The sequence below is a fragment of the Epibacterium sp. MM17-32 genome (assembly GCF_022348205.1).
GTDB lineage: Bacteria > Pseudomonadota > Alphaproteobacteria > Rhodobacterales > Rhodobacteraceae > Epibacterium.
Map to the genome: position 1 here is coordinate 43,096 of NZ_JAKRFC010000010.1, position 23,836 is coordinate 66,931.

General features: G+C 61.4%; 21 protein-coding genes and 1 riboswitch. Of the genes, 8 read left to right on the top strand and 13 right to left on the bottom strand.

Features of this window, described 5'->3' with window-relative positions:
* Positions 1-21: 21 nt before the first annotated feature.
* Positions 22-912 (top strand): hypothetical protein, encoded by an 891-nt coding sequence (locus tag MHM88_RS16005; RefSeq protein ID WP_239367447.1) that lies wholly within the window; start codon positions 22-24, stop codon positions 910-912.
* A 46-nt stretch (positions 913-958) separates the two neighbouring features.
* Here MHM88_RS16005 and MHM88_RS16010 read toward each other — a convergent pair whose 3' ends face one another.
* The 11 genes from MHM88_RS16010 to MHM88_RS16060 all read right to left on the bottom strand — a co-directional run bounded on the left by MHM88_RS16010 (position 959) and on the right by MHM88_RS16060 (position 13,485).
* Positions 959-1,981: a GSU2403 family nucleotidyltransferase fold protein gene (locus MHM88_RS16010; RefSeq protein WP_239367449.1), complete on the bottom strand. Its 1,023-nt coding sequence runs from the start codon at positions 1,979-1,981 to the stop codon at positions 959-961.
* A gap of 146 nt (positions 1,982-2,127) precedes the next feature.
* Entirely contained in the window at positions 2,128-3,642 is a 1,515-nt protein-coding gene (locus tag MHM88_RS16015; protein ID WP_239367557.1) for a malonyl-CoA synthase, read from the bottom strand.
* A 192-nt stretch (positions 3,643-3,834) separates the two neighbouring features.
* Positions 3,835-4,650, bottom strand: a complete 816-nt coding sequence (locus MHM88_RS16020; protein WP_239367451.1) for a phosphodiesterase — start codon at positions 4,648-4,650, stop codon at positions 3,835-3,837.
* Positions 4,650-5,681 carry an ABC transporter ATP-binding protein gene (locus MHM88_RS16025; RefSeq protein WP_239367453.1) on the bottom strand — a complete coding sequence of 344 codons (1,032 nt, stop codon included), beginning with the start codon at positions 5,679-5,681 and terminating at the stop codon, positions 4,650-4,652. Before MHM88_RS16025 ends, MHM88_RS16020 begins: the two co-directional genes overlap by 1 nt.
* Positions 5,678-6,466: an ABC transporter permease gene (locus tag MHM88_RS16030; protein ID WP_239367455.1), complete on the bottom strand. Its 789-nt coding sequence runs from the start codon at positions 6,464-6,466 to the stop codon at positions 5,678-5,680. The genes MHM88_RS16025 and MHM88_RS16030 overlap by 4 nt, the downstream gene beginning before the upstream one ends.
* 4 nt (positions 6,467-6,470) lie before the next feature.
* A complete protein-coding gene (locus tag MHM88_RS16035; protein WP_239367457.1) occupies positions 6,471-7,274 on the bottom strand; it encodes an ABC transporter permease in 804 nt (267 codons plus the stop codon).
* Between the two features lie 63 nt (positions 7,275-7,337).
* Complete coding sequence (locus tag MHM88_RS16040) at positions 7,338-8,333, bottom strand: ABC transporter substrate-binding protein (RefSeq protein WP_239324218.1); 996 nt, start codon at positions 8,331-8,333, stop codon at positions 7,338-7,340.
* Between the two features lie 4 nt (positions 8,334-8,337).
* Positions 8,338-9,408, bottom strand: coding sequence for a substrate-binding domain-containing protein (locus MHM88_RS16045; RefSeq protein ID WP_239367459.1), 1,071 nt, complete (start codon positions 9,406-9,408; stop codon positions 8,338-8,340).
* Between the two features lie 258 nt (positions 9,409-9,666).
* Entirely contained in the window at positions 9,667-11,121 is a 1,455-nt protein-coding gene (nhaC, locus tag MHM88_RS16050) for a Na+/H+ antiporter NhaC (protein WP_239367461.1), read from the bottom strand.
* A 100-nt stretch (positions 11,122-11,221) separates the two neighbouring features.
* Positions 11,222-12,157: an ornithine cyclodeaminase family protein gene (locus MHM88_RS16055; protein ID WP_239367463.1), complete on the bottom strand. Its 936-nt coding sequence runs from the start codon at positions 12,155-12,157 to the stop codon at positions 11,222-11,224.
* 53 nt (positions 12,158-12,210) lie between these two features.
* Entirely contained in the window at positions 12,211-13,485 is a 1,275-nt protein-coding gene (locus tag MHM88_RS16060) for an FAD-dependent oxidoreductase (RefSeq protein WP_239367465.1), read from the bottom strand.
* Between the two features lie 64 nt (positions 13,486-13,549).
* On the opposite strand from MHM88_RS16060, the gene MHM88_RS16065 reads away from it, so the two are divergent.
* The 3 genes from MHM88_RS16065 (at position 13,550) to MHM88_RS16075 (ending at position 16,547) form a co-directional block, all read left to right on the top strand.
* Complete coding sequence (locus MHM88_RS16065) at positions 13,550-14,200, top strand: helix-turn-helix domain-containing protein (protein WP_239367467.1); 651 nt, start codon at positions 13,550-13,552, stop codon at positions 14,198-14,200.
* A 118-nt stretch (positions 14,201-14,318) separates the two neighbouring features.
* The gene (locus MHM88_RS16070) at positions 14,319-14,951 is read left to right on the top strand and encodes a TetR/AcrR family transcriptional regulator (protein ID WP_239367469.1); all 633 of its coding nucleotides are present in this window, start codon (positions 14,319-14,321) and stop codon (positions 14,949-14,951) included.
* 30 nt (positions 14,952-14,981) lie between these two features.
* Complete coding sequence (locus MHM88_RS16075) at positions 14,982-16,547, top strand: 5-guanidino-2-oxopentanoate decarboxylase (RefSeq protein ID WP_239367471.1); 1,566 nt, start codon at positions 14,982-14,984, stop codon at positions 16,545-16,547.
* Between the two features lie 122 nt (positions 16,548-16,669).
* Here the strand turns inward: MHM88_RS16075 and MHM88_RS16080 are convergent, their stop codons facing one another.
* Together MHM88_RS16080 and MHM88_RS16085 are read right to left on the bottom strand one after the other, a co-directional pair.
* A complete protein-coding gene (locus MHM88_RS16080; protein ID WP_239367473.1) occupies positions 16,670-17,737 on the bottom strand; it encodes a hybrid-cluster NAD(P)-dependent oxidoreductase in 1,068 nt (355 codons plus the stop codon).
* Between the two features lie 6 nt (positions 17,738-17,743).
* Positions 17,744-18,970 carry an aromatic ring-hydroxylating dioxygenase subunit alpha gene (locus MHM88_RS16085; protein WP_239367475.1) on the bottom strand — a complete coding sequence of 409 codons (1,227 nt, stop codon included), beginning with the start codon at positions 18,968-18,970 and terminating at the stop codon, positions 17,744-17,746.
* Between the two features lie 139 nt (positions 18,971-19,109).
* Positions 19,110-19,314: riboswitch (cobalamin riboswitch) on the bottom strand.
* A gap of 302 nt (positions 19,315-19,616) precedes the next feature.
* On the opposite strand from MHM88_RS16085, the gene MHM88_RS16090 reads away from it, so the two are divergent.
* From MHM88_RS16090 to MHM88_RS16105, 4 genes are all read left to right on the top strand, one after another.
* Positions 19,617-20,633, top strand: a complete 1,017-nt coding sequence (locus MHM88_RS16090; protein ID WP_239324239.1) for a C4-dicarboxylate TRAP transporter substrate-binding protein — start codon at positions 19,617-19,619, stop codon at positions 20,631-20,633.
* 88 nt (positions 20,634-20,721) lie between these two features.
* A complete protein-coding gene (locus MHM88_RS16095; RefSeq protein ID WP_239324241.1) occupies positions 20,722-21,396 on the top strand; it encodes a TRAP transporter small permease subunit in 675 nt (224 codons plus the stop codon).
* A complete protein-coding gene (locus tag MHM88_RS16100; protein ID WP_239324243.1) occupies positions 21,393-22,793 on the top strand; it encodes a TRAP transporter large permease in 1,401 nt (466 codons plus the stop codon). The genes MHM88_RS16095 and MHM88_RS16100 overlap by 4 nt, the downstream gene beginning before the upstream one ends.
* Before the next feature lie 242 nt (positions 22,794-23,035).
* Positions 23,036-23,767 (top strand): response regulator, encoded by a 732-nt coding sequence (locus MHM88_RS16105; RefSeq protein WP_239367477.1) that lies wholly within the window; start codon positions 23,036-23,038, stop codon positions 23,765-23,767.
* Positions 23,768-23,836: the final 69 nt, after the last annotated feature.

Sequence of the window (23,836 nt, forward strand, 5' to 3'; positions counted from 1 at the left end):
TGCTGCCAAGGCCCCTGCCCTATGCCTGAAACGCCCCGCGCCAACTACCTGATCTACGCCCCGGCGTATGACCCCGACAGCGGCGGGTCGATCTTTCTGCATCAACTGGCCCATGCGCTGACCACGCTGGGAGAGGACGCTGCGCTCTGGCCTTGGTGGGAGGCACCGAGGCCTCCGCTGCGCAAGCGCTTGCGCCGGATGCTGGGCAAGCCCATGCGGATGCCGCAGGACCCGACCCTGCGCACCCGGGTAGCCCGACCCGCGGATCTGCGCTCCGAGACCGTGGTGGTCTACCCCGAAGTCACGCTCGGCAATCCGCTCGGCGCGGCGCATGTGGCGCGGTGGCTCCTCTACAAGCCGGGACTGAAGGACCCCTATGACTTTGGCCCCGGGGAGATGTTCTTTCGCGCGGGCGAGATGTCTGACCTGCCAAAAATCACCGGCGGCGCTCAGGACCTGTTCCTGTGGCGGCGCAATCCGGTCTATCGCAACGAAAATCGTCCCGACCGCAAGGGCGCCTGCTACATGCTGCGCAAGGGCCATGAAAAGCCGCGCATCCCGGAGACCGAGGACGCGATCTGTGTCGACGGTCTCTCGCATGAAGAAACCGCGGCCGTCTTCAACCGGTGCGACACGTTCTACAGCTACGACGAGGCCACCTTTTATTCGCAATATGCCGCCATCTGCGGCTGCGACAGCGTCATCGTGCCGGGCTATTTCGCGGATCGTGCCGACTGGGTGGCCGCGCATCCGATCGGTCGGGTGGGTGTCGCCTACGGGCTGAACGACCTTGCCCATGCCCGCGCCACCCGTGACCAGGTGGCGCCGCTTCTGGACGCGCAGGAGCAGGCCGGGCTAGAATCGGCCAAGGCCTTTGTCACCCGCACCCAGGCGCGCCACAGCAGCGCCTGACTGGGGGCCGAAACCCCCTGCCCTCCTTGACCCCCAGGATCTGCCCCTAGGATCCGAGCACGGCGTCTATCCGGGCTTTGGTCTGTGGCATCCGGTCGAGGCTGGCTGCGATGCGCGCGCGCCACTTGGGACCACGTTCCAGCGCATCCGCATAGGCGCCATGCAATTCATCCGGGCGGTCCTCCGCCAGCGCCGCAATCAGGAACGCCGCCTGACGCCGGTCCTTTTCCGCCTTCAGCGCATCCGCCGCCGTGCGCCGCTCCGCGACGATCAGCTTGTGAATGGCAAACCGCTCTGGCTGCGGGATCTGCACCAGCACGCCGCTGCGGTAGGTGATCGCCGCCCGGATCGGATCGGCGATGAGATAATTCAGATGATGCAGCCCCTGGGCATCCACCCCCAGCGCCGGCAAGGGGCGCAGGCTCTCATCCTCGCCAAAGGCCGGTGTCAGGAATTCGACCAGCGTATCCCCCCGCGTCTGTTTCCAGCGCCAGCTGCGCCCGGCCTGTAGGCTGGGTTGCGGGGCAAAGCTGAAATCCCGGAACACCTGTTCCAGCGGTGGGGCGGCAATATCCTCCAGCGCCAGCGACAGACGTGAAAAGCTCGCCACGTCGATGTCATCGGTCTGCGCCGCCATATCGGTGCCGAACCGCAGCCCAAGCTCGCCTTCATAGAGCCGAAAGGCATGAGTGCCGACGATCGTGCCACCCAGCCGGAACACGCCCGATTTCGCCAGCGCCGCCAGCAGGCTCCCCGTCGCCGCATCCAGCCCCAGAAACCCCTCTGCCCGCAGCAAGCGCACCAGCCGCGTCCGGTTGCGTCGGCGGGTGTCTTGCTGGGCCTTCAGCGCCTCGTGCCGATCCAGCCGCGCGCGCAGCTCCGCGCTGTCCTCGCCGATATAGCGTTTTTTCACGTCGGAACCGATGCGGTAGCTGTCATACCAATAGCTGCGCCCGTTGCGCAGCACTTTGGTCGGCGTGCCCCGGATTTCCGACACCGCATCGTCTTGCAGCGACCGCAGCAGGTCGTGATAGGCCGCATGGGCAAGCGCAGAATGGCGATCCAGCATGGGCTCCCCGCGTGTTCAACAAAACTTTATTCTGTTGAGCATAGCGCATGTTCAACAAAAAGATAGTCCGTTGAACATCACCTGTTCTTTAGCACCAAACGGGCATCCCCTGTGCACAGGTCGGCGTCCGCAGCTGGCGTCCAGGCTCACTCCGCGAACATATCTTGATAGCGCTCCCGCAGAATATTCTTCTGGACCTTGCCCATGGTGTTGCGCGGCAGTTCGTCCAGCACCAGCAACCGGCGTGGGTGTTTGAAGCGCGCCAGTGCCTGCCCTGCCGTTTCCGCGACCCCCTCCAGATCAGGGGCTTTGCCCGGTTCGGGCACGATGAGGCCCAGGACGGTTTCCCCGAAATCAGGATGCGGCACACCGATCACCGCGCTCTCCAGAACGCCCGGCTGCTGATCCAGCACCAGCTCGATTTCCTTGGGGTAGATATTGTAGCCGCCCGAGATAATCAGATCCTTGTTGCGTCCGACGATATGGACATAGCCGTCCTCATCCACGCGCCCCAGATCACCGGTGATGAAGAACCCATCGGCGCGCAGCTCGGCCGCTGTTTTCTCGGGCATCTGCCAATAGCCCTTGAACACATTTGGCCCGCGCACTTCGATCACGCCAATCTCCCCCTGTGGCAGCGTGTCACCACTTTCGGGGTCGGTGATCTTCAGGTCGACCCCGGGCAAGGGAAAACCCACGGTCCCTGCCCGGCGCGCGCCCGCATAGGGGTTGGAGGTGTTCATATTGGTTTCGGTCATGCCGTAGCGTTCCAGGATCCGATGACCGGTCCGCGCCTCGAATTGCGCATGAGTGTCGGCCAGCAGTGGCGCCGAGCCGGAGACAAACAGCCGCATCCGCGCGGCAAGATCACGCGTGAACCGCTCATCCCCCAGCAACCGGGTATAGAAGGTGGGCACCCCCATCATCGTGGTGGCCTGCGGCAAGTGCGTCAGCACCAGGTCGAGATCGAACTTCGGCAGGAAGATCATGCTTCCGCCTGACGCCAAGGTGATGTTCGTGGCGACGAACAAGCCATGGGTGTGAAAGATCGGCAGCGCGTGCAACAGCACGTCATCTGCGGTGAACCGCCATTCCCGGACCAGAGTCTCGGCATTGGACAACAGGTTGTTTTGGGTCAGCATCGCGCCCTTGGAGCGCCCGGTCGTCCCGGAGGTATAGAGAAAGGCTGCCAGATCCTCAGCGTCGCGGGTAACGGTGGCAAAGGATGTCGGCATACCCGCGGCCTGATCCATCAAGGTGCCGGTGCCATCGGCGTTCAGCGTTGCCAGCGCAGCGCCGAGTTGCCGGGCAATCGGCAGCAGCGTCGCCTCGTTGCGGCGGTCACAGACCACCACCGATGCACCGCTGTTCTCGATGAAATAGCTGAGTTCCTCGGCGGTATAGGCGGTGTTCAGCGGCAGGAAGATCAACCCGGCCTGTACGCAGGCGGCATAGAGTGCCAATGCCTCGGGGGACTTCTCGACCTGCGCCGCCACCCGGTCTCCCGGTTTCAGGCCCGAGTGTGTCAGCACATGTGCGATTTGTGCTGCCCTGCCAAGGAAATCCTGATGGCTTATCACCGCCCCGGTTTGCAAATGCAGAAAAGGCGTGGACTTGCCGGCGTGGATGCCGAACAGGCGGTCATATAACGGGTTTGCCATGGTGCGCTGCCTTTCCTGAACCTGCCCGCTGGCGATGGAGGCCGCGAGGGGATGCTCATTGCATGTGTCGTCGACCGCATGCGGCACAAACGTTGCGGGCAGACGCTTTGCCGACGGGGTCATCTTGCGGCCTCCAATACCAGATGGGGCAACCAGCTGACCAGTCTCGGAAATCGATCAGGCAGGAACAGTTCAATCGGTGAAGGGCCAGGGGCCGGAAAAGGCGCCGATCGGTATTACATCGGATACGAAACCTGGACTGGGCGTCTCGACCCACCGGTGCACCGTGATTGCGCCGGGTTCCAGAACCAGCTGCGGGTCGCGGGCAGCGTGGTGGTCGGTCAACACTGCGTGGCAGGTCGCGGGTCCGATCTGACAGGTGATACGACCGATTTGACCGACGACAGCGCGATGGACATGGCCCGAAATCATCCGAATGGGGCCGGGATAGGCCTCCAGTCGCGCCATCAGCTGCGCACCGTCATGCAGGTTATCGGTATCCATCGCGGGAATCCCGGCATGTATCCAAGGGTGATGCGTGGCGACAATGACCGGTTTATCGCCCAAATCATCCAGCGCCGTATCAAGAAACGCCAACCCATCGGAGCCGAGCGCTCCATGGCGCGCGCCCTCCTGCAGGGTGTCGAGACCGACAATGGCGAAGGGCCCGAGTTCGCGCACCCAGTGGATAGGCCCCTGAGTTGGCATCCACGCTGCGCCGGGAAAGGCTGCGCGCATCGGTTCGCGCGTGTCATGGTTGCCAGGCACCGCCAGCCAGGGCCGTTCCAATTCAGCCATGATGGAGGTGAAATGGGCGTATTCCTCAGGCGCGCCGTGATCCGTCAGGTCGCCGGTCACGATGACGCAGTCGATCCCGTCCAGACTGGGAAGTTTTGCATTGATCGTCGCAACCGCGCGGTACAGGGCCTCGGCCGTATCCGAACGCCCGCAAGCGAGCGCGCCCGGGGAAACGATGTGGGTGTCGGTGATCTGAATGAAACCGGTCATCAGGCAGCCCCTGCCTTTGGTAGGATCAAGAGCGCTTCGGTCGGGATCGACAGACGGACGTCCTCCCCCGGTCTGGGTGCGGACAGGCCGGTATGCAAGGCAAAAAGCGGTGCCTCGGTCGCTCCGGTCAGCGCGATGCGGTAATGCGTGCCAAGAAAGGTCACGGCTTCGACGCGGGCGGTCACAGCCCCCTGCGGCTCGATCCGGACATCCTCGGCCCGCACCAGGACCTCCTGACCGTCGGCGGGTTTCGGCAGGTCAATCACCCCACCCGGCAGGTGCAATCGACTGGCCTCGATCCGTCCACCGAGTGGCATCGCATCGCCGACAAAGCGCGCCACAAAGCCGGTGGCGGGGTTGCGATATAGCGCCTCGGGCGTACCGATCTGCGCCACTGCGCCCTGGCTCATGACCGCGACACGGTCGGCGATGGCCATGGCCTCGTCCTGATCGTGGGTGACAAAGATCGCGGTTATGCCGAACTGGCGCAGCAGGATCGCCAGTTCGTCCCGCAACTGGCCACGCAGGGCGGCATCCAGTGCCGACAGGGGCTCGTCCAGCAGCAGCACCCGCGGACGGGGGGCCATGGCGCGCGCCAGAGCCACGCGCTGACGCTGACCGCCTGACAACGCGGTGATCGCACGGTCGGCATAGGCCTCCAGGCGACACAGGGCGATGACCTCATCCACCCGGGCGTCGATTTCCGCGCGCGACATTTTCTGCATCTTGAGGCCGTAGCCGATGTTGCCGCGCACCGACATGTTGGGAAACAATGCATAGGACTGAAACACCATGCCAATCTTGCGCGTTTCAACGGACTGATGCGTTACCTCCTCGCCGTCGAAAACGATCGACGCGCCGGGATCGGGCGTTTCAAGCCCGGCAATGATGCGCAACAGCGTGGATTTCCCGCATCCGGACGGGCCGAGCAGCGACAGGATCTCGCCCTTGGCGATCTCCAGGTCGGTGGGCAACAGCGCCCGTGTGCCGCCGGGAAAGGTCTTGGCGATATTGGTTAGTGTCAGTGTCATTGCATGATCCTTTGAGCGCGTGCGCTGGCCCATTGCATGGCCATCAGAAGCGGCACGATCATCACGAAGAAGACCAGCGTGTAGGCCGACGCCACTTCGAGCCGCATCGAGGCGTAGCTGTCAGCCAGGCCCACGGGCAGGGTTTTTAGATAGGGTACGTGCAGCATCCATGTCAGGTTGAACTCGCCGATCGACAGGGTGACCACGGTCAGCGCCCCGGCAAGGATGCCGGGCATCGCATTCGGCACAACGATGTCAATGAAACGCCGCGCCGGCCCCGCGCCAAGGCTGGCAGCCCCTTCCTCCAGCGTCTTGAGGTCAATGGCCGCCAGCACGGACAGGACCGAACGCACCATGAACGGCAGCGTGTAGAGGACGTGACCGACAAGGATAAACAGCCAGCTGGTGCGAAACTCGGTCCAGCCGCCATAAAGCTGCAAAAGCGCCAGAGCCAAGGCCAGACCCGGAATGGCCAGGGGCAGCGAAATGAACTCTTCCAGCACGCGCGAGGCACGACCGGGATTGCGCGCCAGAGCATAGGCGGCAGGCACGCCCAGGACCAGAGTGACGATCAGGCACGCCAGTGCGAGCCCGACCGACAAGAAGATGCTACCGGAATAGAGCATCCAGACCTCGCCGATCCATTTCAGCGTCACCCCCGAGGACAACCCGCGAAAGTAGTTCACCGTCAGCCCGGCAAGAACCGATTGGATGATCGGGATCAGGAGAAACGCGCAAGTCAGCAAAGTGACCAATAATGGTATGATTTTGGTGAAGGATTTCATCGTCCTATCCTCCTGCCGCAACGTTTGTTCCCGACAGGCTTCGCGCGATCAGCAGCAGCGCCCAGGTCACCAGCCCCAGCACCACGGACAGAGCAGATGCCATGGCGATATTCGCTGACAGCGTGAATTCGGTATAGATCACCATCGGCAGCACATCGATGTCGGTGGCGAGCGTGAAGGCCGTGCCGAAGGCACCCATGGCAGTGGCAAAGGCGATCGCCCCGGCGGCGATCAACGCAGGCGCCAGCGCCGGCAGCACAACGTCAATGACAATACGCAACGGCGGCGCGCCCAGGGTCCGGGCCGATTCCTCCAGCGCCGGGTCGATCTTTTCCGCTGCGGCCATGACCGTCAGCAATACGCGCGGGATCGAGAAATAGAGATAGCCCAGAAACAAGCCTGTAATCGAATAGGCAAAGGTCCAATGACCGGGCAGGATCTGGTTCACCAACCCTTGCCGTCCGCCCAGCAGGATGATCATGAACCCCACGACAACGCCGGGAAAGGCCAGCGGCAACGTCAGGATCGACAGAAGCGTATTGCGGCCCACGAACCGGTTGCGCACCAGGAACAGCCCGGCGGTGGTGGAAATCGCCAACGCCGCCACGGTGACGGCCAGCGACACCACAACGGTCTGCCCCAGCGTCGACAGGTACCGTGGAGTTTGTAGAATTTGCAGGTAGATGGCCCAGCCTGCGTCACCCTCGCCCGCAGCGAGGACCAGGCGCGCCAGCGGGATCGCCAGAAAGGCGAGAGTGAAAATCGCCAGCGGCAGCAGGCACAGCGTCAGGAAATGGCGTTGGATCATCAGCGGCTCCGATGCAAGAGACGGCCGGGCAGGACCACTGTCCGCCCGGCCTGAAGAGCGACGTTACTTGACCTCGTTCAGATATCGCTCGCCAAACGCGGCCTGCGCCTTTTCCATCTCGGCGTAATCCACCGCGACGGCGCGCTCGTACTCGGCGGCTGGCAGAAACTTGGCCGCCACCTCGGCAGGCAGATCTACCGGCCGCGCGGGCTGCAGATAGGCGTTGGTCCAGATCGCCTGCCCCTCATCCGACAGGATGAAATCCAGCACCTTCTTGCCGGCATCGGGGTTCGGGGCGTCGGCGACCAGGCTCATGACATAGGGCACCCGAACCGAGCCTTCGCAGGGCAATACAAACTCGAAATTTCCGTCTTCCTCGTATTTCCCGCGATAGGCATTGAAGTCGTAGTCAAACAGGATCGGGATCTCGCCCGATACCACCCGCGCGAAAGAGGTCTGTTTGGGCACGATAGGATCGTTTTCGGCCAGCGCGTTGAAATAGGCGATCGCTGGATCGAAATTCTCGAGATCACCGCCGTTGGCCAGATTCACGGACACCGCACCGGCATAACCGACAAAGGCCGACGACGGATCGAGATAGCCGACCATGCCACGATATTCCGGCTTGGTCAGGTCGGCCCAGCATTGCGGCACCGGCGCACCGCCCAAGGCATCGACATTCACAAACAGGCCCAGTGTGCCGTAGTGAACAGCAAACCAGCGGCCTTCGGGGTCCTTGAGGCCTTCGGGGATGTCATCGAAGCCTGCGGGCTTGTACGGCTGCGCGACGCCCTCATTCCCGGCCTTGATACCGGTGGTCACACCATAATAGGCAACATCGGCAACGGGGCTTGCACGTTCCGCCAGAAGTTGGCTCAGGGTCTGGCCGGAGTTCTTGTTGTCATGCGGCATCTGAATGTCGAGGCGGTCATCGATGGCCTCCAGCATCGAGGCCCAGTCCGCCCATTGTGGCGGGCAATTGTAGCAGACAGCATCCTCGGCAGAGGCCGGTGCAGCGATCGCGGTTGCGAAGGCCGCGGCAAGAACAGTATGTTTCATGGGTTCATCCTTGTTTGAGATCGGTCTTGAGCGAGTGAACAGACGGCGGCCAGGCGGCAACCTGGTCGTCGTCACGGCTTTCCGTCCGCGGGCGCGCAAGCGTGGCCCCGGCACGGAAATCGAATGGCAACGGGGGTCGCTGCGCGCAGCCCCCACCTTGCATCATGTCCAGTAGAGTCTGCGCGGCCTGGCGCCCCATGGCCTCCGGTGCCGTCTCGATCGTCGACAGAGGCACGTCCAATAGCCGCCCGACGTCGATCCCGTCGAAGCCGACAACCGACAGGTCCCTTGGGACGCTTTTCCCCACCAGGCGGGCGGCCTTTTGCACGGCGATGGCCAAAAAGTCGTTTGAAGCGAAGATCGCCGTCAGCCCGCCAAGGGAGGAGAGAACCTCGGCCAGAATATCAGGCGTATTCGCCTCGGCTTCGTCGAGTTCGATCAGGGCGGGATCCGGCAGGCCCCGTGCTCTGCACTCGGCATGAAATCCCGCATAGCGGTTGCGGGACCGGTCCGAGCTGGAGAACCGCAGCGACAGAAAGGCCGTGCGCTGGTGGCCAAGATCGGCAAAGCGTCGCGCGACCTCTCGCGCGGCCTCGAAATTGTCCACATGAGCGGTCACGAACCCGTCGAGCGGATCGTGGAACATCAATGACACCGGCACGCCCCGGTTACGCGCCTGGTTCAGGGCCGCGCTGCGTTCGGGGGCGACCATGGTCACGATCAGCCCGTCAACTTCCTTGGCGACGAGGGTCGCGATGGCCTCGTTGTCGGCATCACCGTCATAATTCGAACTGGCAATCAGCAGCTGATAGCCTGCGCCCGACAACACCTCCTGCGCGCCTTGCACCGCCTCTGCAAAGACCGGATTGGTCAGCGAGGGAACCAGGCAGCCGATCGTCATGCTGCGTCCGCCCTGCAACGCGCGTCCGATGGCGCTGAAAGAGAACCCCAGATCGCGCGCTGCGGTCTCAACCCGCGCACGCACCTCAGCACTGGCCGGACCGGATTTGTTCAGAACCCGGCTTGCCGTTGCGATCCCGCAGCCGGCGGCGCGCGCGACGTCCTTGATGGTCACTCTTTGCTTCTGGTCCATTCGTCAGACTCGATTGGAAACGTTTCCATACCTGATAAAGAGGATTCTTTTCAGGAATATGACAAAGGCCGAGGTCGCCGGCGGATCGTTTGACACTTCCGCTGCGCGTTGCCGGTGGCCGTTCCGAATAGGATTTTCACGCGTGGAGGATGCGGTTGCGCAGCTATCAGGATCGCGGCAACAAAAAGGGCTGCCCCGGTCGATACCGGAGCAGCCTCTCTGTTTTAGGTCCGCGTCAGTTTATTTGGCGGCCTGGTGCGCACCGGTGGGTGCCTGTTCGCCGGTCTCTTCTGCCTTGGGTGTAAAGAAACCCGTCCATGCGTAGAAGATGCCAAACACCGGCGCCAGCCAGCAGGCAAAGGACAGCGGAATATAGAGAAGGTTCTCCATTTTGCCCTCCGAGATCCCCAGCGCCAGCGCCGAGATTACAAAGGCACCGCCTGCGTTCCATGGGATCAGCGGCGAAATGATGGTGCCGCCTTCTTCGGTGGCGCGGGCAAGGTTCAGACGTGAATAGCCGATGCGGTCATAGACCGGCTTGAACATCCGACCCGGCAGCGCGATCGACAAATAGGGGTCGCCTGCCACGGTGTTGGTTGCCATCGACGACAGGATCGCCGAGGTCTGCACGCCCGCGATGGATTTGACCCGCTTGGTCAGCAGCTCAATGATCGCGGCCAGACAGCCCGTGCGCTCCAGCGCGCCACCAAAACCAAGCGCAATCAGGATCAACGAGATGGTCCACATCATTGACTGAATGCCGCCCCGGTTCATCAGCGCGTCCATCGCCTCCACCCCGGTTTCAACCGAGTAGCCGTAGTTGGCATAAGTAAAGACGTCATGCACCGATACGCCCTGCACGAAGATCGCGATCAGCGAGGCCACCACGACACCAATGAACAGCGTCGGGATTGCGGGCATCTTCAACATCGCAAGCCCGATCACCAGAAGCGCGGGCAACAAGAGCCAGGGCGTGATGTCAAAAGAGCCATCCAGCGCGGTCTTGAAGCTCTCGATCCGTTCAAAAGACGGCTCCCCTTCGCCAAGGTTGAAGCCCATCACCGTATAGATCGCCAGTGCAATCAGCATGGCCGGAACCGTGGTCGGCAGCATATTGCGGATGTGGTCAAACAGCTGCGTATCGGTCACGGCGGGCGCAAGGTTGGTGGTGTCCGACAGGGGCGAGATTTTATCGCCAAAGAAGGCCCCCGAAACCACCGCGCCTGCGGTCCAATAGGCAGGAATGCCAAAGCCTTCGCCAATGCCCATGAGCGCCAGACCCACGGTGCCCACGGTGCCCCAGCTTGTCCCAAGCGCCAATGAGACGATGGAACACAGGATCATGCCCGCAGCCAGAAACAGCTGCGGCGACAGCAGCGACAGCCCGTAATAGATCAATGTCGGAACCGTACCCGAGGCGATCCATGTACCGACGATCATGCCGACAAGGATCAGAACCGAGACGGCGGGAAAGGAGACCGCGATCACATGGAATGCGCCTTTTTCGATCTCATCCCAGCTCAGGCCTTCGATCAGGCCCACGATGGCCGTCAGTGCGATACCAATGGCCAGCGGGATATGCGGGGTGAAATCCCCAAAATAAAAGATCTGCACCCCAAGGATGCCGAGCGTCAGCACAATCGGCAGCAGCGCCAGACCGATTGATGGACGAACGTCCGTTTTTTGTAATGGCATGAAACATGTCCTCTCTGTTGGGTGGCGAACCGTGACCTGGCCTCAATGAGGGCATCACCGAGCGCAGCGGGGTCCGGTGCCGGTTGTCGTCTCTTTGGGATCAGCTGGTGGATCTGTAGGCGAGTATTGCGGCCGACAGATCTTCAATCGCGGTACCGACCCCTTTGAAAAGGGTAATTTCCTTTGGCGACTGGCGCGGGGACAGATCCCCTTCGCACAGGTCCTTGAGCGTAGCGCGAATGTCGCTTTCGACGAGCACGCCGGTTTCCAGCGGGGTCTTGATGTCGCCGCTTTCCACCAGCGCATCCATCGTGTCCACATAGACCGTGGCACGGGTCAGCACCGCGTCGTCCGCTTCGCGCATGGTTGGAGTAAAGCTGCCGATCAGGTCGATGTGCTGGCCGGGGTGCAGCCACGCGCCCTGCAGCACCGGTGTCTGCGACAGGGTCGCGCAAGAGACCACATCGGCCTCTGCTGCGGCGGCCTCGACGCTTTCGGTGACCTCGGCGGCAATGCCCATCTCCTTCAGGTTTGCCACCGTGCGCGCCGCATTTTCGGGCATGATGTCATAGACCAGCGTGCGCGTCATCGGCAGCACCTCGCGGTAGGCCTGCGCCAGATTAAAGCCCACGCGCCCGGCGCCAATGATCAGATGCGTGGCGCTTTCGGGGCGGGCCAGCCGCCGTGCCGCCAGCGCCGAGGCCGCAGCGGTGCGCCGCGCTGTCAGCTCTCCGCCATCTGCCAGCAGCAGATGCGCGCCGGTTTCGCGGTCAAACAACACATAGCTCGACGACAGCGCCGCGCGGCCACGTTTGCTGTTGCCGGGCACCACATTGACCAGTTTGATGCCGCCAAAGCCCTCCGCACGCCATGCTGGCATCAGCAGCAGCACATCGTCTTCTTCTCCGGCGTTTTCCAGATAGTGGTGATGGCGCAGCGGCGCTTCATACGCGCCGCAAAATCCCTGATCCAATGCATCAATCAATTCCGCATAAGGCAGGGCGGCGCGGGTCTGTTCCTGGTCGAGAATTTTCATTGAACGATCCTAACTGTGAAGAGGAGGCAGCGCCGGGCGGATAACGCCCGTGCCTAGGCGGCGATCAGCCAGCGGGCTGTCTCGGAAACGCCGTATGAGGGAGATTGAGCGCCATGCAGCCGCGCGGCGAGGAGCTGTCCTGCGCCCGGCGCCATGGTCCAGCCAAGCTGACCGTGACCGGCGTTGAGCCAGACATTTTTGTGGGTGCGCAAACGGCCTAGATAGGGCCGCCCGCTGGGGGTGGTGGGGCGCAGACCGGCCCAATGTGTGACCGCATCCAACTCGACCGCGCAGCCAAAGTGGCGCGCCACATAGTCATCCAGATACGCCGCGCGCTCCGGGTTGGGGCTGCTGTCGTGACCTGCAAATTCGGCAATGGCGGTGACGCGCAGGTAAGACCCCAGCCGGGTGACTGCGATCAGATTGGTTTCATCGACCAGCGGGCGGGCTGGCATATACGCACCATCCCGTATCGGGTAGGTCGCCGAATAGCCTTTGACCGGGTAGATCAGCGGGCGCACGCCTAACTGTTTGCCGAGCGCGACCGTGCCAACACCTGCCGCGATCACCAACTGATCGCAGGGCACTGGCCCGTCTGTGGTCTGCACCGCCGACACGCGCCCCTGTGCGCGCTCGAACCCGGTGACCGTTGCGCCATAGTGGAACGTGACCTGCCGGTTCTGCTCCAGCCACTGCGCCAGCGCTCTGGTGAACCGGCGGCAATCGCCCTTACTGTCGACCGAGGACAACAGCCCGCCTTTCAGCCTGTCGCCATAAACCTTCAGCGCCGGGTCCCATTGGGTCAGTTCTTCGGCGCTCATGGGAGAGAAGCCTTCGAGATGATCCGATGCCTTGCGCGCGGTAAAGGCGCTCTCTTCCCCATAAAGATAATAGGCCCCGTCATGCCCCTGCTCAAAAGCAAGCCCAGTGGCTTGCTCCAAGGCCTGCAACTCTTGCCGCCCATGGCGGGCCAGCCACGCCATCGCGCCGGAATTTTCCCGATGCGCCCGCGCCGAGCACTGACGCAAGAACGCCAGCCCCCAGCGCCAGAGCTGCGGGTCCATCAGCTTGCTGATCTTCACGCTCGGGGTACGGCCCAGTAAAGCATGTATCATTTGCGCAGGCGCGGCAGGCCCGGCCCAGCTCTCGGCATGACCGACGGCAATGATCCCCGCATTGGCAAAGCTGCAGCCCTCGGCAGGGGCCTTTGCGCGCTCGATCACGGTCACGTGGTGGCCGCGTTCCGCGAGGTGGTAGGCGGTGGCCATCCCAACCACCCCCGCTCCGATCACGGCAATTCGCTGGCCACGCTTCTGCTGGTCATGCATACTTTCATCCAAATAGCTCGGGCACGCGGCCTATGGGCAATTTTTTGGTAAAATAAGAAAAATCATGTCCCAAACAACAAAAAAAGACTCTCCCTTTGTCTCTGATGCACAAACGGCATTGCTGGATGACAGTGAAAAGCAGCAGATCCGGCTTGAACTCGGCAAGCGTGTCAAAGGCTTACGCAGTTCGGCCGAGATGACACTGGAACAAGCGGCGGAGCGCACGGGCCTTGCGGTTTCGACCATTTACAAGATCGAAAACGGCAAGGTGTCCCCGAGTTTCGAGAATCTGCTGCGACTCGCACGGGGGTATGGTGTCGGCCTGGAGAAGCTGATTGCAGAGCCGGAAGGCGAGGTCACGACGACGCGCCTCACGGTTACGCGCGCGGGCCAGGGGCGTTCCGTCGAGGGCAAAGCCTATGCCTATGAAATCTTGTGCAACGGCCTCACCGGCAAGAAAATCATCCCGCTCATCGGAACGGTTGGCGCCGCAGGCGGGACCACGCCCGAACATCTTGACCGGCATGATGGCGAAGAGCTCCTGTTCATACTCGCAGGAGAGGTCGAATTGCGCGTGGAACACTATGAGCCGGTGATCTTGAAGGCCGGAGATTGCGCCTACTATGACAGTACCATGCGGCATGGGGTGCGCAGTACAGGGGCCGAGGATGCGCGCGTGTTCTGGGCCTGCACGCATATCGAGGGGCTTGATTGAGCATCCTCTCGGTCCTCTGGGGACATGGAAGTTGATCTCAGGCTATGTGGTCTGATCCACTTTAGCCTTGATTTCCGCACCCTGTTGCACGAATGTGCAATAAATCGTGGGGTCCGGAATGTCTGACAACAAACCTAAATTTCGCCGGGAAAGCCCGGAGCTGCGCCGTGAGCAGCTTGTCGAAGCCACACTGCGGGTGATTGCGCGCAAGGGGGTTTCGGCAGCGACCGTGCGCGAAATCTCGGCCGAGGCCGGCGTTGCCTTCAGCCTGATCCGGCATCACTTTCGCACCAAAGAAGATCTGATGTATGCGGCCTATTCCTTTCACATGCAGAAGATGGCGCATCTCTCCCTGTCGTCGGCGACAGATACAGACCGGACACTCGCGGACCGATTGCGCCAATGTATTCGGGACACGCTCTCTCCGCCGGTGACCAACGGGGCCGGTTTGCAGATCTGGGCGGGTTTCATTCAGATGGTTCCGCATGATGAGCGGATGAAACAGATCCACATCGATACCTATCTCGGCTTTCGCAATGCACTGGAGCCGCTGATCACAGAAGCGCTCGAAGCCCGTGGCGCGCCCGTCGACCCGGCCTTGGTCGAACAGAAGGCGATCGCCTGCAACGCGGTCCTCGACGGGCTTTGGCTCGAAGGGTCGATGCTGCCGGACATGCTGCCGCCGGAACGGTTGATCGCAGTGGCGGAGGCGACCCTATTCGCCATTCTGGGGTTGCCAGCAAATAGCTGACCCCGACCAAGGAAGATACAAGGAGAAAGCATGCCAACGATCGGTCAAGCCCTGGCGCAGAACCTCGTTGATCGCGGGGTTGAGGTGGTTTTCGGCATCCCCGGGGTGCATACCATTGAACTCTACCGTGGGATCGAAGCTGCCGACATTCGCCACGTTACACCGCGTCATGAACAGGGGGCGGGCTTCATGGCGGATGGCTATGCGCGTGTGTCCGGCAAACCTGGCGTCGTGTTCGTGATTACCGGCCCGGGGTTGGTCAATACGCTGACGCCCATGGCGCAAGCACGTGCCGACAGTTCCCCCATGATCGTGGTAACGGGTGTCAACCGCCGCGACAGCCTTGGCAAGGGGCTGGGCCTGCTTCATGAACTGCCCGATCAGTTGGGATTGTCGAAAACAGTATCAAAGCACGCCGAGCAGGTGGAGGACGCAGCCGGGCTCGACGGGGCGCTGGGTCGTGCGTTTGCCGGGCTCGCCGGACGGCCGGCGCCCGTGCATATCGAGGTGCCGACGGACGTCATGGGCCTGCAAGGTCCGGATGATCTGTCGCTGACCGATGCCCCCGCCCCCGATGACCCGGATCTTGCGCCCATCCTGGCACGTCTCGCAGAGTGCGCGCGCCCCGTCATCATCGCCGGTGGCGGTTGCCGCAGACAGGACGCGGCGCTCACACAATTGGCGGAGAAACTCGACGCACCCGTGGTGCAAACCGTCAATGCGCGCGGATTGATGCATGGGCATGCGCTCACCGTCGCCGCCAGCCCGTCGTTGCACGCCGTCCGGGAGCTGATCGAAGACGCCGATTGCGTGCTTGCGCTTGGCACTGAACTTGGTCCGACCGACTACGATATGTATGCGACAGGGAGCTACCCGAGGATGGCGTCCTTGTTGCGCATCGACATATGCGCCGATCAACTGCGCCGCCACCCGGCGGAGGTCGCGGTGACCGGTGATCTGGATCGGTGTCTGCCGCGACTGGCTGCCGAGATCGACAGCAAGCCCGGGACTGGTGGCGCGGGCCGCGCAGAGGCCGCACGCAATGCGGCGCTGCGCGAAATCGACACCACCGCACCTGGCTATGGTGCGTTGATCGAGCAGATCGAAATCCTGCGGGATGCGGCCCCGGGCGCGATCATGGTCGGGGATTCCACGCAAGCGGTGTATGCCGCAAACCTGGCTTACGATCACGACCGCCCCGGCGGCTGGTTCAACGGGGCCACCGGATTTGGTGCGCTCGGGTTTGCGATCCCGGCCGCGATCGGGGCCGCCATCGCCGATCCGACCGCACCTGTCATCGCGCTCATGGGCGATGGCGGCGCTCAGTTCACCTTGCCGGAACTGGGTGTGGCGAGCGACGAGAACATCCCCATCCTGTTCGTGGTCTGGAACAACAACGCATTCCTCGAGATCGCGAACTCCATGGAAGCCGCAGGCATTAAGGCCACTGGATGCCACCCCGGAGCACCGGATTTCGAGGCAGTATCCGCCGCCTATGGTCTCGGTTTCAAACGCACGTCCCCAGATCAGCTGCGTGCCGCGCTTGCTGACCTTTTTCCTCTCTCGGGTCCGATGCTGCTGGAAATCGAAATGTAGGGACCCACACCAGGGCGTGCCTTGCCCACCGCCTCGTGAGGATATGACCTGCCCTCAACGACAGAAGCCGCGCTCGTGGACCCGGGCGCGGCTTCTTGCCAATCCGACAGGTGAAAGGCGGCTCAGACTTCGACCGACACCTTGCCGATCGGGTTCGAGCAACAGGCGAGAATGTAGCCTGCCTCTATGTCATCATCCGAAATCCCGCCGTTGTGCACCATATGCACATCGCCGGAGGTTTTCTTCACCTTGCACGTGCCGCAGACCCCAAAGGTGCAGCCCGATGGGATATTGAGGCCATTTGCACGCGCGGCTGCCAGAACCGTATCCGTCTCGGCCACCTTGGCAGTGACACCGGAAGTTGCAAAGGTGATTTCGGCCTTGGCGTCATCATCAAGCACAACATCATCGAGATCCGGCTGATCAGCTTCATTCGCGACCGGCGCGTGAAAGCTCTCCTGATGATAGTTGTCCATGTCAAAGCCGAGACCGGCCAACGCGTCCCGGACCGCCTGCATGAATGGTTCCGGACCACAGCAGTAGACCTCGCGCTCCAGATAGTCCGGCGCCATCAGGCCCAGCATCAACTGATTGAACACGCCCTGGTAGCCTGTCCAGGGGCGGTAGAGATCAGGCTCTTCCACCACGAACTTCAGGTCGAGCCCTTCGGAACGGCTGGCCATCTGCTCCAGGCGTTGCCGGAAAATGATCTCCGACGGCCGCTTGGCACAGTTCACAAACACGATGTCCAGATCATCCCCGTCGTCCCACATGCTGGTGGTCATCGACATCATCGGCGTGATGCCCGATCCGGCGGAAATGAAAAGGAACTTCTTTGACTGGCTGCCGGCGTTCGTAAACAACCCCGCCGGGCCGATGCCTCTGATCCGCACCCCCGGCTTCAGATTGTCGAGCATCCAGCGCGTTCCGATGCTGTCCGGCTGCGCCTTCGCGGTGATGGTGATCGTGCGCGGGCGCGATGGCGACGAGGAGATCGTGTAGGTGCGGTGCACGGGGCCACCGGGAACCGGAATCTCAAGCGTCATGAACTGGCCGGGGTCAAAGTCGAACAAGGCACCGGACGGCGCCTTGAAGGTGAAGGACGCAGTATTGTCCATCTCCGGTATGATGGAGACACATTCCAGCATCTCCGTATCATTCCAGATCGCGCGTTCACTCATTTTGGGCATTTGGTCTTACTCCGCCGCGATGGCTTGGGGATCGCGGTTGCGCTTAAGGGTATTGAGGTACCACTCCACGAATTGCAGCACGCCGCTTTCCTGCACCGCGGAATACGGCCCGGGCTGATAGGCGGGAGAGTTGATACCCATCTGGTTGTACTCGACGACCTCGCGGTCCTCGTCATTGGTGGCGATCCAGACTTCGGTCAGGCGATTGAGATCGTAGTCCACGCCCTCGACCGCGTCCTTGTTCACCAACCATTTGGTGGTCACTTCGGTTTCCGTCGGGCTGATCGGGGTGACGCGGAACACAATGGAGTGGTCCGACAGGAAGTGGTTCCAGGTGGTCGGATAGTGGAATTTCAACAAGGAGCCGGCATCGGCAAACGCCGCCCGCCCCAGCCAGCGCCGCACCGCCGTCTTGCCGTCCAGGGTATAGCTTTCAGCGCCTTCCTTGAGCGGCATGCGGGCAATCCGAAACTGCCCGTCGTCGTTCAGGAAGAAGCGTGACGGCATACCGGCCCCTTCGCAACGGTCGAAATGCGCTTGCAGATTGGCGGGGGTTTCGCCGCCCTCGATACCGGTGATCGACGGATCATCGGGGAAGGTCCGGCACAGGGAGGGGTGGTTGCCGCCGCAGTGATAACACTCGCGGTTGTTCTCCCAGACCAGTTTCCAGTTGCCCTTCTCAACGATCGAACTCTCGTAGGCCACTTTGGCGTTCGACAGGTCGTGCACGTCCAAATAGGGGCGAACCGTGTCGGCAAACGCGTCAAAGCTCGGGGCGTCCTTCGCAAGACAGATATAGACCAGCCCCGACAGTTCGCGGCAGTGGACTGTCTTGAGCCCGTGTTGTGCAGGGTCGAAATCCGGTCCCATATCCCGAGCCCAAAGCAGACGCCCGTCCAGCTCGTAGGTCCACTGATGGTAGGGGCAAACAAGTTTCGGATTGTTGCCCTTCTTCGCCTTGCAGATGACAGACCCGCGATGGCGGCAGGAATTGTGGAACGCCCGGATCACATCATCGCTGCCGCGCACGATGATGACGTTGAAGGCCCCAATCTGATGGGTCACATAGCTGCCGGCCTTTTCCAGTTCGCAGGCGGGAATGGCAAAGAGCCACTCCTTGTAGAAGATCTCTTGTAGATCAGTCTCGAACACCTCGGCGTCGGTATAGAACGCCTGCGCGAGCGCATGACCCGGCGTATGATTGGCGATCAGCGCATTGAGATTGCTGTTCATTCCCTGACTCTCCTGCCGCCTGCTCGCGATCCTGAGACGGAGCGTCACGCGGTTGGTTTTTGTGCAGATGGCAATGGGAATCCGTCAGGTCGCAACGGAGGAAGCCGCGCCCTTCAAGATGCCCAAACCGCCACCCGCGGTTGACGATATCTTTCGAGGCTGGTTTCCGGGCTCAGGAGAAGACCAGATGGTCCAAGTGCGACGCCTTCCCGGGTTCCTCCCCCCAGTGGCCGATGTCGCACCCGCTGTCTCCATGACCGTTGCGGGGGCAGCGCCGGATTTACACCGGCTTCCCAATTCTCCACCCGGACACGCCGGGCGGCACCTCTGGGACCGAGTTGTACCGAGATTCGCAAATCCCGATCTGCGATTTGCGACATTGTTTATTTGGTTCGAGACAAGGCGCAGATTCCCGGTGCGCTGTAGCGGCCCCGTCGAGAGGGTCTTGCCCCGACGGCCGCCGGCTGGTCCAGGCTAAGTCCAATCCGCAACGAGGTTCTTCTCAATCCACTGTGGAACGCCTTGCTACGCAGCGTCTGCCGCGTCCACCGATGATCGGATCCAACTTTTGGGTTGGCAAACCGGGGCATAATGGTGATCCTGCGCCCATACCGCGCACTTCAGATGCGTAATTGGGGAGGAAATTATGAAAAATGTCTTGGGGCTTACCGCCCTCGCAACCCTGACCTGTGCCTTTGCCGCCGAAGCCATGGCGACCGAGTGGAACGTGTCCGTTTGGGGCAAACGCCGCGCCTTCACGGAACACGTCGAAAAACTGGCGGAGCTGGTTTCGGAAAAGACCGATGGCGCGTTCACCATGAACATCAGCTACGGCGGCCTGTCCAAGAACCGTGAAAACCTCGATGGTATTTCCATTGGTGCGTTCGAGATGGCGCAATTCTGCGCGGGATATCACCGCGACAAGAACCGCGTCATTACCGTTCTGGAGCTGCCCTTCCTCGGTGTTTCCAACCTGGAGGAAGAAGTTGCCGTTTCCGCGGCCGTCTATGGCCACCCGGCAGCCACTGACGAGATGGCGCAGTGGAATGCGAAGCTGCTGATGACGTCTCCGATGCCACAGTACAATATCGTCGGCACCGGCGAAGCGCGCGACGAGCTGGCCGAATTCGAAGGCATGCGCGTGCGTGCCACGGGTGGGATCGGCGAAGCCTTCAAAGCTGTTGGCGCGGTGCCGACCTCGGTCACCGCAACCGAAGCCTATCAGGCCATGGAGTCTGGCGTCGTCGACACGGTCGCATTCGCCCAGCATGCGCATCTGTCCTTCGGCACCATCAATCGCGCCGACTGGTGGACGGCAAACCTGAACCCTGGCACCGTGAATTGCCCTGTTGTGGTGAACATCGACGCCTATGAGAGCCTGTCCGACTCCGAGCGCGAAGCCCTCGACAGCTCGATCCCGGAAGCGCTGGATCACTATCTGGCCAACTATGGCGAACTCCTGAAGAAATGGGACGCCGTTCTGGAGGAAAAAGGGGTCGAGAAAGTCGAGATTTCCGATGAGGTCCTGGCAGAGTTCCGCGCCACCGCAGCGGATCCGATCCGCGAAGCCTGGATCAAGGACATGGAGGCGCAAGGGCTGCCCGGGCAGGAACTGTATGATCTTGTTCAGAAAACCCTGAGCGACCATCGCAACGGCAGCTGATCGCACGGCGATCACCTCGGGCCCGGATCTTCAGAGCCGGGCCCGTACCTATTCTATTCACCGATAAAGACAACAACCGGGGGCAGGAATGGCAGGTTCATCAACCGTGCTCAGTGATTCCAGTGTAATCTCGCGGCTGGACAGGGCGTTGCTGCCGATCGAAAGAGCAACAGCCCTCCTGTCCGGACTGGCCGCTTTTTCGCTGATGTTCCTTGCCGCGTATTCCGTGGCCGGTCGCCAATTGGACCGGACATTTCTGGCACCTGTTTTCGACCGGCTTGGTCTGATGGACGGCCCCCTGCCCGGCTACGTTGACTATATTGAGGCCCTGATGCCGCTGATCGCCATTCTGGGCGTGTCATACGTACAGCGGGAGGGTGCGCATATCCGCATGGATATTCTGGTGGGACGGTTGCATGGACGGGCACTTTGGTTGTTCGAATTTGTCACCGTGCTGTGCATGCTTGTGCTGGTGTTTGCGCTTGTCTGGGGATCCTGGGCGCATTTTGATAGATCATTTGACTGTGCCCGCCCGCTGTGTTCGCGCGACAGTTCGATCGACATCGGTCTGCCGATCTGGCCTTCGAAACTGGTGGTGCCTGTCGCCCTCGCCGTCTTGAGCGCCAGACTGCTGTTGCAGCTCGTGGCCTATGCCCGTGCCTTCGTCCTGGGGCTGCAAAGCCCGGCCGCAGTACCGTTGATTCAATCTGTCGCAGAGCAGGCCGCTGCCGAAGCCGATCAACTCAAGGAGCACGATAAATGAGCGATATCGAGATCGGTCTCTGGGTCAGCGGGGCAATGCTGGTCCTGGTCGTGCTCGGCATGCGGGTGGCTTTTGCAGCTGGCCTGGCGGGGTTTGCAGGCCTGGTGTGGCTGCGCTGGAACGGGTTCGACTACGATCCTGAGCGCTTTGGAAAATCTGTCGAAATCAGCGTCAAGATCGCCGGCCAGGTCCCGCATTCCAAGGTGTCCAGCCAGGCGCTGAGCCTGATACCCACCTTCATCCTGATCGGGTACCTTGCCTATTACGCGCAAATGACCACGGCCCTGTTCGAAGCCGCCAAACGCTGGGTTGCCTGGGTCCCCGGCGGGCTCGCGGTCTCGACCGTGTTTGCGACAGCGGGCTTTGCCGCCGTGTCCGGCGCATCCGTCGCCACAGCGGCGGTGTTCGCGCGTATCGGCATTCCCGAGATGCTGGCGGTGGGATACAACAAACGGTTTGCCGCAGGCGTGGTGGCGGCAGGCGGAACCCTTGCCTCACTCATCCCCCCCTCTGCGATTCTGGTGATCTATGCCATTATCGTCGAGCAGGATGTGGGCAAACTTCTGCTGGCGGGCTTTATCCCCGGGGCATTCTCGGCGGTTGTCTATGCGGGTCTCATCATCGCCATTGCCATGATCTTCAAGACGGTCGGACCTCCTGTCACGGGCTTCACCTGGCGTGAACGGCTGGTGTCCCTGCCACCGGCATTGCCGATTCTGGCAGTCGTGGTGATCATCATTTTCTTTGTCTACAATCCCTTTGGCGAGGCTTGGGGCACTCCGACAGAGGGCGGCGCGGTCGGCGCCTTCATCGTCTTCATCATGGCCCTGATCCGCGGCATGCGTCTGCGCCAGTTGCGGGACGCCTTGCTGGAAACGGCCAAGCTCACGATCATGATCTTCACCATCATCTGGGGTGTCCTGATCTACGTCCGTTTCCTCGGTTATGCAGACCTGCCCCATGCCTTCGCGGATTGGATTTCCTCTCTGTCCGCGCCTCCGATGCTGATCCTGATCTGCATTCTCCTCGCCTATGCCGTGCTGGGCATGTTCATGGACGCGATCGGAATGCTGCTTCTCACCTTGCCCGTGGTCTACCCCGCCGTGATGGCGCTGAACGGAGGCGAGTTGGTGTCCGCGTCGGATTCGGCCTTCGGCATGTCCGGGCCGATGTGTGCCATCTGGTTTGGCATTCTGGTGGTGAAAATGGCAGAGTTTTGCCTGATCACACCACCGATCGGCCTGAACTGTTTTGTCGTCGCAGGAGTGCGGGAGGATCTTTCGGTACAGGATGTGTTTCGCGGGGTCATGCCCTTCTTTATCGCCGATGCCGTCACGATCGCGCTTCTGGTTGCATTCCCGATGATCGTTCTCTGGCTCCCCGGCCTCGCCAGCTGAACGCCTTTGCGCCCGCTTTATTGTTTCTGCCCTGGGCGCAAAGGCGGCGCAAAAAATACATTCCACATCCACAATTCCATGTAATCCACCCCTTTCGCCACGGCGCGAAAGGGGTTCATTAATTCAATTCGACAAGTCTTTCCTTTGAAGCAGCCCAAACACCAATGATACCATTGGTTGTGAAAGTTGGTCATTGTACCGCAGGCTAGAACAGCCGCTTTGTGTGAGTAAAAGGTCAAGAAATGTCGAATATGCATGTTCACGATTACCCGTTGACGACGGGAGCAAAACCGATGCTCCTGAACGTCCTTTCCATTGATGACGACGAAATCGACCGGATGCGATTGCTGAAGATCTGCAGGAAAGCCGGTCTGATGGTCGATTTCACCGAAGCTGCCAATCTCGATGAAATGCGGGAATGCCTGGAGATTGACAGCTACGACCTTGTCTTTATCGATCATGACCTTGGCATGGACACCGGCCTGGATGCCCTCGGGATCCTGCTGTCCCACGAAGAGCAGGTCAACGCGGTTCCGATCATGCTGACCTCCTCCGTCGACTATCATATTGCGGTCGAGGCCATGCGGCGCGGATGTGCCGACTACATCGTGAAGGACGAGCTGACGGTCGACTCCCTGATCAAATCGGTAACATCCGCGATCGAACGGCGCGCGCTCTATGGTGCGCTCACCGATGCCCGGGCCTCCGAATCGGAACTGAAATCAGTCTTTGAAAAATTCATGGTCAGCTGTGGCCCGGAGATGCGCGAACTACTGCGTCGCAGCATGATGGGAGTCAGAGCCGTCAAGATGCAGGCCCGCAGCGACGATGCCGTTGACCCGACTTTGTTGTCAAACTTGTCCATGTTCGAGCGCAGCGCAAAAGACCTAGTCGCGTTTATGGATGATCTAGAAAGTGTTGTTGGCGCTGGTCGGCGTTTGACAGTCAACGAATTGCGCAAACGCATTCAATAAGGTCTGGGCTCAGCCGTTGCAGGAATGAACAGAAACGTGGTTCGACAATTGATCCGAACCAATCCCGCC

Excerpts from the sequence above, each read along its gene's own strand:
- MHM88_RS16005 (WP_239367447.1), top strand. The coding sequence starts at position 22 with ATGCCTGAAACGCCCCGCGCCAACTACCTGATCTACGCCCCGGCGTAT.
- MHM88_RS16010 (WP_239367449.1), bottom strand. The coding sequence starts at position 1,981 with ATGCTGGATCGCCATTCTGCGCTTGCCCATGCGGCCTATCACGACCTG.
- MHM88_RS16015 (WP_239367557.1), bottom strand. The coding sequence starts at position 3,642 with ATGGCAAACCCGTTATATGACCGCCTGTTCGGCATCCACGCCGGCAAG.
- MHM88_RS16020 (WP_239367451.1), bottom strand. The coding sequence starts at position 4,650 with ATGACCGGTTTCATTCAGATCACCGACACCCACATCGTTTCCCCGGGC.
- MHM88_RS16025 (WP_239367453.1), bottom strand. The coding sequence starts at position 5,681 with ATGACACTGACACTAACCAATATCGCCAAGACCTTTCCCGGCGGCACA.
- MHM88_RS16030 (WP_239367455.1), bottom strand. The coding sequence starts at position 6,466 with ATGAAATCCTTCACCAAAATCATACCATTATTGGTCACTTTGCTGACT.
- MHM88_RS16035 (WP_239367457.1), bottom strand. The coding sequence starts at position 7,274 with ATGATCCAACGCCATTTCCTGACGCTGTGCCTGCTGCCGCTGGCGATT.
- MHM88_RS16040 (WP_239324218.1), bottom strand. The coding sequence starts at position 8,333 with ATGAAACATACTGTTCTTGCCGCGGCCTTCGCAACCGCGATCGCTGCA.
- nhaC (WP_239367461.1), bottom strand. The coding sequence starts at position 11,121 with ATGCCATTACAAAAAACGGACGTTCGTCCATCAATCGGTCTGGCGCTG.
- MHM88_RS16055 (WP_239367463.1), bottom strand. The coding sequence starts at position 12,157 with ATGAAAATTCTCGACCAGGAACAGACCCGCGCCGCCCTGCCTTATGCG.
- MHM88_RS16060 (WP_239367465.1), bottom strand. The coding sequence starts at position 13,485 with ATGCATGACCAGCAGAAGCGTGGCCAGCGAATTGCCGTGATCGGAGCG.
- MHM88_RS16065 (WP_239367467.1), top strand. The coding sequence starts at position 13,550 with ATGTCCCAAACAACAAAAAAAGACTCTCCCTTTGTCTCTGATGCACAA.
- MHM88_RS16070 (WP_239367469.1), top strand. The coding sequence starts at position 14,319 with ATGTCTGACAACAAACCTAAATTTCGCCGGGAAAGCCCGGAGCTGCGC.
- MHM88_RS16075 (WP_239367471.1), top strand. The coding sequence starts at position 14,982 with ATGCCAACGATCGGTCAAGCCCTGGCGCAGAACCTCGTTGATCGCGGG.
- MHM88_RS16080 (WP_239367473.1), bottom strand. The coding sequence starts at position 17,737 with ATGCCCAAAATGAGTGAACGCGCGATCTGGAATGATACGGAGATGCTG.
- MHM88_RS16085 (WP_239367475.1), bottom strand. The coding sequence starts at position 18,970 with ATGAACAGCAATCTCAATGCGCTGATCGCCAATCATACGCCGGGTCAT.
- MHM88_RS16090 (WP_239324239.1), top strand. The coding sequence starts at position 19,617 with ATGAAAAATGTCTTGGGGCTTACCGCCCTCGCAACCCTGACCTGTGCC.
- MHM88_RS16095 (WP_239324241.1), top strand. The coding sequence starts at position 20,722 with ATGGCAGGTTCATCAACCGTGCTCAGTGATTCCAGTGTAATCTCGCGG.
- MHM88_RS16100 (WP_239324243.1), top strand. The coding sequence starts at position 21,393 with ATGAGCGATATCGAGATCGGTCTCTGGGTCAGCGGGGCAATGCTGGTC.
- MHM88_RS16105 (WP_239367477.1), top strand. The coding sequence starts at position 23,036 with ATGTCGAATATGCATGTTCACGATTACCCGTTGACGACGGGAGCAAAA.